At 62.3% G+C, this 7,468-nt stretch carries 9 protein-coding genes and 2 pseudogenes (1 of these 11 cut by a window edge); 2 read left to right on the top strand and 9 right to left on the bottom strand.

The window, feature by feature from the left end:
• Nucleotides 1-348 (bottom strand): annotated as a pseudogene (locus EOC06_RS14975) (amidase); its annotated part reaches 687 nt to the left of the window's first position; the annotation flags it as partial.
• 540 nt (nucleotides 349-888) lie between these two features.
• Here EOC06_RS14975 and odc2 point away from each other — a divergent pair.
• Nucleotides 889-2,022 carry an ornithine/lysine decarboxylase gene (gene odc2, locus EOC06_RS14980; protein WP_127272801.1) on the top strand — a complete coding sequence of 378 codons (1,134 nt, stop codon included), beginning with the start codon at nucleotides 889-891 and terminating at the stop codon, nucleotides 2,020-2,022.
• 171 nt (nucleotides 2,023-2,193) lie between these two features.
• Entirely contained in the window at nucleotides 2,194-2,763 is a 570-nt protein-coding gene (locus EOC06_RS14985) for a GNAT family N-acetyltransferase (RefSeq protein WP_127270036.1), read from the top strand.
• A 90-nt stretch (nucleotides 2,764-2,853) separates the two neighbouring features.
• Here EOC06_RS14985 and EOC06_RS14990 read toward each other — a convergent pair whose 3' ends face one another.
• From EOC06_RS14990 to EOC06_RS42575, 8 genes and pseudogenes are all read right to left on the bottom strand, one after another.
• A complete protein-coding gene (locus tag EOC06_RS14990; RefSeq protein ID WP_013529756.1) occupies nucleotides 2,854-3,138 on the bottom strand; it encodes an SCP2 sterol-binding domain-containing protein in 285 nt (94 codons plus the stop codon).
• A gap of 198 nt (nucleotides 3,139-3,336) precedes the next feature.
• The gene (locus EOC06_RS14995) at nucleotides 3,337-3,852 is read right to left on the bottom strand and encodes a hypothetical protein (protein WP_127270032.1); all 516 of its coding nucleotides are present in this window, start codon (nucleotides 3,850-3,852) and stop codon (nucleotides 3,337-3,339) included.
• Between the two features lie 97 nt (nucleotides 3,853-3,949).
• Nucleotides 3,950-4,375, bottom strand: a complete 426-nt coding sequence (locus EOC06_RS15000; RefSeq protein ID WP_127270030.1) for a hypothetical protein — start codon at nucleotides 4,373-4,375, stop codon at nucleotides 3,950-3,952.
• Nucleotides 4,376-4,388: 13 nt separating this feature from the next.
• Nucleotides 4,389-5,000 carry a rod-binding protein gene (locus EOC06_RS15005; RefSeq protein ID WP_164898587.1) on the bottom strand — a complete coding sequence of 204 codons (612 nt, stop codon included), beginning with the start codon at nucleotides 4,998-5,000 and terminating at the stop codon, nucleotides 4,389-4,391.
• Nucleotides 4,988-5,143 carry a hypothetical protein gene (locus EOC06_RS40170; RefSeq protein ID WP_164898588.1) on the bottom strand — a complete coding sequence of 52 codons (156 nt, stop codon included), beginning with the start codon at nucleotides 5,141-5,143 and terminating at the stop codon, nucleotides 4,988-4,990. The genes EOC06_RS15005 and EOC06_RS40170 overlap by 13 nt, the downstream gene beginning before the upstream one ends.
• A gap of 46 nt (nucleotides 5,144-5,189) precedes the next feature.
• Complete coding sequence (locus EOC06_RS15010) at nucleotides 5,190-6,083, bottom strand: carbohydrate ABC transporter permease (RefSeq protein WP_127271704.1); 894 nt, start codon at nucleotides 6,081-6,083, stop codon at nucleotides 5,190-5,192.
• A 1-nt stretch (nucleotide 6,084) separates the two neighbouring features.
• The gene (locus EOC06_RS15015) at nucleotides 6,085-7,035 is read right to left on the bottom strand and encodes a carbohydrate ABC transporter permease (RefSeq protein WP_127271702.1); all 951 of its coding nucleotides are present in this window, start codon (nucleotides 7,033-7,035) and stop codon (nucleotides 6,085-6,087) included.
• A 94-nt stretch (nucleotides 7,036-7,129) separates the two neighbouring features.
• Nucleotides 7,130-7,468: pseudogene (locus EOC06_RS42575) on the bottom strand (carbohydrate ABC transporter substrate-binding protein); the annotation flags it as partial.

Consider the following 7,468-nt stretch of genomic DNA (forward strand, 5'->3'; position numbering starts at 1 on the left):
CGACCCCGATGAGGAGCCGCCGGTGACGCGGTCGGGTGCCGCCGGGTTCACCGGAAACGAGAAATGCGCATTCTGGCCAAACAACGCGAAGGCAAGCTCGTCGGTCTGCGTCTTGCCGACGAAGCGTGCGCCAGCATCGAGGATCATCTGCACGGCGGGTGCGGTGCGCGAGGCTGCGTGGCTTTCGGCGAATTTTTGCAAATTGCCGCAACCGGTGCGGTAGCCGGCGACGTCGTAGATGTCCTTGACGGCCAGCCGCAGGCCGGCCAGCGGGCCTAGCTGGGCATGTGCCACTGGCATCTGGCGAAGATCGAGAAAGGCGTTGAGAGGGCCGTGCGTGCCTGTCATCGTTCGATATCCGGATACGGTTGCCGCAACATTGTTCGACGCCAGAAATTTTACAACCTGCGATACGATTTTTATTGATTGTGAAAGTCTTCGCCCTTATATCGCGCTTGCCCAAAGTCGCACGTGCCTGTGGGTGTCCGCCGATCCTCGAATGGTGAGGGAAATCGGTAAGGTAACTGGAGCCAACCCCTCCAGTCGGTCTAGCGGCCAACCGCCAGCCCGAGGACACCTTGAAGCAACGACGGTGCGGGCCTTTCTGGTGTTCTGCCGGTTGTCCAAAAACCGGGGTTACTGAAGAGGCACACCTTCATTGCCGGCAGTGCGGACGGGTCTCCCATCCAAGCCAAGGCAGACAAAGCGAACCGAGGCCGGGCAAGGCCAAGGTTCACCGCCGCGAGACGGCGCTTCATGGTTCCGGGGTCTCCACCGGCTGGTTCCATGGATATCCGTCCCGCCTTTGTCCACCGCGTGTTCGCGAGGCTGACAGCCCGCGTCCCGCAGCCTTATTGCGCGCCGAAAGGCGCTGATGGAGAGACCCCGATGGCCACCCAGCGCATCCTTGACTTCCTCGCCACCCGACGTCCGACCGGTCCCTGCCTCGTCGTCGACCTCGATGTCGTGCGCGACAATTTCCGCGCCTTCGAGAAGGCGCTGCCCGATTCAAAAATCTACTATGCGGTGAAAGCAAACCCGGCGCCGGAAATCCTGCGCCTGCTTGCTGCGATGGGCTCGTCCTTCGACACCGCTTCCGTTGCCGAAGTCGAGATGGCGATGGACGCCGGTGCGCCGGCGGACCGCATCTCCTTCGGCAACACCATCAAGAAGGAGCGTGACATCGCACGCGCCTACCAGCTCGGCATCCGCCTGTTCGCCGTCGATTGCGTCGAAGAGGTCGAGAAGATCGCTCGCGTCGCTCCAGGCGCGCGCGTGTTCTGCCGCGTGCTGACCGATGGCGAGGGCGCGGAATGGCCGCTGTCGCGCAAGTTCGGCTGCGTGCCAGCGATGGCCGTCGACGTGCTGCGCCATGCCAAGGGGCTCGGCCTCGACGCCTATGGCGTGTCGTTCCATGTCGGCTCGCAGCAGACCGACCTGACCGCCTGGGACCGTGCGCTGGCCGACGCCAAGGTGGTGTTCGCGACGCTCGCCGAAGAAGGCATCGTGTTGAAGATGGTCAATATGGGCGGTGGTTTCCCGACGCGCTATCTGCGTGACGTGCCAGCCGCCCAGGCCTATGGCCAGGCGATCTTCTCGGCGCTGCGCAAGCATTTCGGCAATGCGCTTCCCGAGACCATCATCGAGCCGGGCCGTGGCATGGTCGGCAATGCCGGCGTCATCAAGTCGGAAGTCGTGCTGATCTCGAAGAAAGCGGCCAATGACAATGTGCGCTGGGTGTTCCTCGACATCGGCAAGTTCGGCGGTCTTGCCGAGACGATGGACGAGGCGATCCGCTACCCGATCGTCACGCCGCATGACGGCACGGAGACCGCACCTTGCGTGCTCGCCGGCCCGACCTGCGATTCGGCCGACGTGATGTACGAGAAGACGCCCTATCCGCTGCCTTTGTCGCTGACCATCGGCGACGAGGTGCTGATCGAAGGCACCGGCGCCTACACGACCACCTACTCGGCGGTCGCCTTCAACGGCTTCGAGCCTCTCCGATCCTACGTGATCTGACGGCGCTTCCTCAGCGCATTTTCGGACGGCGAACCGGACACAACTTCGCCTGAAAATGCGCTGAGAGAGCCGATCAGATCATCCCCGGTGGGCGCGTGTCGTCCACCCGGGCTCGCCTGTGGAACAGATCTCCGCTCGCCAGGGATTGCGGAAATGGAAATGTCAGTTGAAATGGAAATGCCAGTTGAAATTGGGGGCCACGCACCGGCCTCTGTGATGGTCGCCGAAACCGCCGCCGATGTTGCGGCGCGCGAGGCGTTGCTCGATCGGGCCATGGGGCCGAAGCGCAGGAAAAAGTCGTCGGAGAAGCTGCGGCGTGGCCGGCGGCCCTCGGAAGGCCTGGCCTTCGTCGCCCGCGATGCTTCGGGCGGCGTGGCCGGCACCGTGCGGCTGTGGGATGTCAGGCTGGGCGAGGGCGGTGCGGCCGTGCTGCTGCTTGGCCCGCTTGCCGTCGACCCGTCGCTCAAGAATGCCGGCATCGGCTCGGCGCTGATGCGCCATGCCATCGCCGAAGCGGCGCGTCTCGGCCATGCCGCTATCCTTTTGGTCGGCGATGCGCCCTATTACGCGCGCTTCGGCTTCTCGGCCGAGAAGACCGGTTCACTTGCCATGCCGGGACCCTATGAGCGGCACCGCCTGCTGGCGCTGGAACTGGTGGAAGGCGCGCTTGACGGCGTGCACGGCACGCTGAAGGCGGCCGGCCGCAAGCTAAAGGCGCAGGAACTGATATCGGCGGCCTGACACGAAGCCGGCAGCATTTCATGCAAAAACGCCGCCCGAAAAGGCGGCGTTTTTGCGCTTGGTGGGTGCCGCTTGGGCGGCTGGATGCCTTCAGCCGATCAGCTGGCTGAGCGCCATGGCGACGGTCATGTCGCCTTCGACCTTTATCTTGCCGGTCATGAACGCCATTGTCGGGTTCAGGTCGCCAGCGATCAGCGAATCCAGATCGTCGAGCGAGAGCTTGATGGTGCAGTCGGTGGGTGCATCGGTGTTCGAGACGGTTGCGCCGTCGATGACGATGACGCCGTCGCTGCCGGTGTCGAATTTCACGGAACGATCGAACCCGCTGCTGGCCACCCGCGACTTGATCTTCTCGGCAATCTCCTGAACGCTCACGCTGTTCTCCTTGTCTGGTTGCATCTGTCTCGCAACGGCGCTTCGATCCAGCCGAAGCCCATGCCGCGGTTTCGCGATCACGGTCGCTGCCGCATATAGCTTTGGGTTGACGTTTACGTCAACGCGAATTCCGGCGGTTGGTTCCTGCCGTTGCGGCAGGTGAGCCCCGATGAGGCCGGGACTCCGAGCCGGGGCAACTCAGTGTTCCTTGAACGCCTTGGTCATTTCGCTCGCCGTCTCGCTTTTCTTGCGGCGCAGCCAGTTGTCGCGGATTTCGTCCTTCGACAGGAAATTGACCTGGTCGATCAGAACCTCATGCACCAAGGGCGCGCCGACACGCGCGTTGACGGTATCGCGGATTGCGGCGCGGAAGGCATCGAGATCGATCGTCGCCTTGTTGGTGAAGTCGATCTGCGGATTGGAATAGAGGTAGGAATAGACCTGGTCGGTGATCAGCGCTTCGGCCGGAATGGACAGCTTCTTTATCTGCTCGGGTTCGACGGTGTAGACGAGCTTGGTCAGGAAATAGCCGCCGATCTCAGAATCGCGGATCAGCGGCACCGAAATGATGTCGGTCTTGACGTAGTCGAGACCGCCCAGCATCGGCTTCGGCGTTTCGCCGACACCGCGCTCGCCGGCCGCCTGGAACGAATAGAACACGGCGCCGAGGGTTGCGGCGCAGATCCAGACGGCGATGGCGATGACCTTGATCATCGGCTCTTGTCAGTCCCTTGATCAGTCCCTTGCGAAGGCGACGCGGCACTGCGCCGTTGCTTCGGCAGTATCTCCCAAGTGTCGCTTGTGTTCGGCATCATGCCTTCATCCAGCCGAACTCGCCGGCGGAATAGGTGCCGTCGGTCTCGGCGCGCTGGATGGCGTGCCGCAGCAGGCTGGCGACTTCGTTGACCGCGCTGAGATGCGCCAGGATCGCCGCTTCGTTCTTCGCCAGCTTCTGGCGCAGCCGGGTCAGGCCCTCGCGGTGCTGTTCGAGGAATTCGGCTTCGCTGCCGCCCTTCATGGCGCGCGTCAACTCGTAGAGGTAGCGGCTCTTGCGGGCGTTCGACGCCTTGAGATCATAGTTGGTCGCGTTGCGGATACCGGCCGTCTCTTCCTCGACCACTTCCTCGATGCGACCGATGATGGCGGCGAGGTTGCCGGGCCGCGCGAACGGGATCGGCGCTTCCGACGCGGTCGTGCGTGCTGGCAGATTGGGGGTGGATTCTGAAAAGTCGGCCATGGCGTTTCCCAGTTTAGATCTTGATGTTTGTTTTTATGGTTGTCTCGTCACCGGTCATCGACCCCGCAGCCTTGCGCTGCAATTGGTGGACCAGCGAGGTCGACAGGCTGTTTTGCTGGTCGATCTCGGTCTTTTCCAACACGCCCGAGACCGGACCGACCGGAACCACGCGCTTGCCTTCGAGATAGTGGTCGGCAAGCATCGACTTGGCGATGCCGATGCCGCCGCGTTCGGCCATCACGTCGGCCACCCGCTCGGCAAGCTGCGATTTCCACATGTCGCCGGCCAGGCCCTTGCCGTAGACGCCCTCGGTGTCCTTGGGCAGCATGTTCTGGATGAAGGTCTGCAGCACCATCGCCTCGAACTTCTTGAATTTGTTGGCCGGGTCGGTTGCAGCGGCGGCCTTATCGGCGGTGGCGCGCGACAGGATCGAGCCGGCATCGACGGAAGCGGCGGCGTCGAGTGAAAACGTGCTCGCAGCGCCGCCGGCCCGCTTTGCCAGCGCGGCGCGGGCGGTCTCGATATCCGCCGGGTCGGCGGCTCGGGCCACATCCATAACGATGTCGCTGGGTGGAGAAATCGCCAAGAAAGTCCGCCTTTTACCGGTTTTCCTTAGCCAGACCATGCCTCAACAAGCTTGTGGCAGGCTTGCGGGAAGGAGAGGGAGCGGAGTGCGCGGATCAGATCGAAGCTGCCGGCTTCGCGCCATCGGGCAGATTTTTCCATCGTCGCCTTTGGCCGGAAGCTGACGATCAGCTTGGCACCCACGAGCTTGCTTCGATGGTCCGCCGAGGGTGGGATTTCCGCCTCAGCTTCACTCCTTGACCGCCCCCGTCATCGAGGAGACGTAGTGCTCGACAAAGAATGAATAGAGCACCACCACCGGCAGGGAGCCGATCAGCGCGCCTGCCATCAGGGCTCCCCATTCATAGACATCCGAACGCACGAGTTCGGTAAGCACGCCGACCGGCACGGTCTTGTTTTCGGACGACTGGATAAAAGTCAAAGCGTAGATGAACTCGTTCCATGACAGGGTGAAAGCGAAGATGCCGGCGGAGATCAGGCCGGGCACCGACAGCGGCAGAACTATCTTGGTCAGGATTTGCCAGCGGCTGGCGCCGTCGATCAGCGCGCATTCTTCCAGTTCGAAGGGTATAGAGCGGAAGTAGCCCATCAAGAGCCACGTGCAGAATGGAATGAGGAAGGTCGGATAGGTGAGGATCAGCGCGAACGGCGTATCGTAAAGCCCGAGGTTGAACACCATCACCGACAGGGGAATGAACAGTATCGAGGGCGGCACGAGATAGGCCAGGAAGATCGCCAAGCCGACCTGCCGCGCCCCGGAAAACCTCAAGCGCTCGATCGCATAGGCAGCGAACACCGCCGCCAGCAGCGACAGGAAAGTTGAGGCGGTCGAGATGATGATCGTGTTGAGAAGCCAGCCCGGATAGGATGTGTCGAAGAGCAGATACCGAATATGCTCGAGTGTCGGATTGACGACCCAGAACGGGTTGAAATTGGCATAATCCGTCATCTCGAGATTGGGTTTCACTGCCGTGATCGTCATCCAGTAGAACGGGAACAGCAGCACGATGACGAAGATCAGGAGCGGCAGATAAACGGTGACCACGCGCCGGGGCAGGCTCTGGAGATAGCCCATGCCGCCTTCATCCGTGTTCGGACGATTGTTCGTTTCGATCGCGGCCATGTCAGTCTCCACCGCCCTGCTGCCATTTACGACGTTGCAGCCCGAAATAGCTGAAAAGGATCGCCGCTAGCAGGAACGGGATCATCGCCACCGCGATCGCGGCTCCTTCGCCAAGCTGGCCGCCGGAAATGCCCCGCTGGAACGAGAGCGTCGCCATCAGATGGGTGGCATTCACCGGCCCGCCGCGAGTCAGCACATAGATCAGCTGGAAATCGGTGAAGGTGAACAGGACCGAAAAGGTCATGGTGATGGCGATGATCGGCGTCAGCAGCGGCAGCGTCACATAGCGGAACAATTGCCAACGGCTGGCGCCGTCGAGCGTCGCGGCCTCGTAAAGCGATTGGGGAATCGTCTGCAGGCCGGCCAGCAGCGTGATGGCCACGAAAGGAATGCCGCGCCAGACATTGGCAGCGATCACCGAGGCGCGCGCGTTCTCCGGATCGCCAAGGAAATTGATGCGGTGATCGATCAGTCCCATTTCCATGAGCGCCCACGACAGGATGGAGAACTGCGAATCGTAGATCCACCAGAAGGCGATGGCCGAGAGCACCGTCGGCACCACCCACGGCAGCAGGACGATCGCGCGGAAGAACGATTTGAAGGGAAGGTTCTGGTTGAGGATGAGCGCCAGCCAGAGGCCGAGCGCGAATTTCAGGATCGAGGCGCTGATCGTGTAGAGCAAGGTGTTGAAGACGGAGAGCCAGAAGACGGCGTCGCTCCACAGGTATTCATAGTTTTCGACGCCGATGAAGATGCCGGGGCGGCCGATGCGGGCATCGGTGAAGCCGAGCCAGACGCCGAGCCCCAGCGGATAGGTCAGGAAGACAAGCAGCAGTGCAGCCGCCGGAAGCATGAAGCCGAAGCCAAGTGCGTTCCGGCTTTCGCTCCAGCGCGACAGAATCCGTGAGAAGATCGAAGGTCGCGGCTGGATAGCAGCTGACGGCACGGCCATGGGTTGGCTCCTGCTGAGGTCTCATTGATAGGCCGGATCGGCCGCGACGCAATCCGAAGCCAGCCGGGCAGCGGCGCTGCCCGGCTGAGCCGGCTCAAACGCGATAATAGCGATTTGCCCGCTTCTCGGCCTCTTCCATTGCCTCTTGCGGCGTGGCCTGGCCGGTCACCGCTTTGGCGAACATGTCGACCAGCACGTAGTCGGCCATGGTTGCCGCCGAGGCATAGCCGAGCGGCCCGGCATAGCCGTTAGGCCGCAGAGTAGCCGAAGCCTTGGCGTAAGCGGCGTTGTTGGGATCGGCAGTCCACACGGGGTTGTTGTCGAATGCCTTCAGTGTCTGGCAGCAATATCCGGCCGAGGAGGTGATCCAGTCCTTCATTTGCGGTTCCTCGAACATGAACTGCAAATACGCCTTGGCCGCGTTGGGGTAGGG

Origin of the sequence: Mesorhizobium sp. M7A.F.Ca.MR.362.00.0.0 (assembly GCF_004023175.1) — a bacterium.
Classification (GTDB): Bacteria; Pseudomonadota; Alphaproteobacteria; order Rhizobiales; family Rhizobiaceae; genus Mesorhizobium.

What these genes read in the sequence shown, in the direction of transcription:
- odc2 (WP_127272801.1), top strand. Translation starts at nt 889, where the DNA reads ATGGCCACCCAGCGCATCCTTGACTTCCTCGCCACCCGACGTCCGACC.
- EOC06_RS14985 (WP_127270036.1), top strand. Translation starts at nt 2,194, where the DNA reads ATGGAAATGCCAGTTGAAATTGGGGGCCACGCACCGGCCTCTGTGATG.
- EOC06_RS14995 (WP_127270032.1), bottom strand. Translation starts at nt 3,852, where the DNA reads ATGATCAAGGTCATCGCCATCGCCGTCTGGATCTGCGCCGCAACCCTC.
- EOC06_RS15000 (WP_127270030.1), bottom strand. Translation starts at nt 4,375, where the DNA reads ATGGCCGACTTTTCAGAATCCACCCCCAATCTGCCAGCACGCACGACC.
- EOC06_RS15005 (WP_164898587.1), bottom strand. Translation starts at nt 5,000, where the DNA reads ATGGTCTGGCTAAGGAAAACCGGTAAAAGGCGGACTTTCTTGGCGATT.
- EOC06_RS15010 (WP_127271704.1), bottom strand. Translation starts at nt 6,083, where the DNA reads ATGGCCGCGATCGAAACGAACAATCGTCCGAACACGGATGAAGGCGGC.
- EOC06_RS15015 (WP_127271702.1), bottom strand. Translation starts at nt 7,035, where the DNA reads ATGGCCGTGCCGTCAGCTGCTATCCAGCCGCGACCTTCGATCTTCTCA.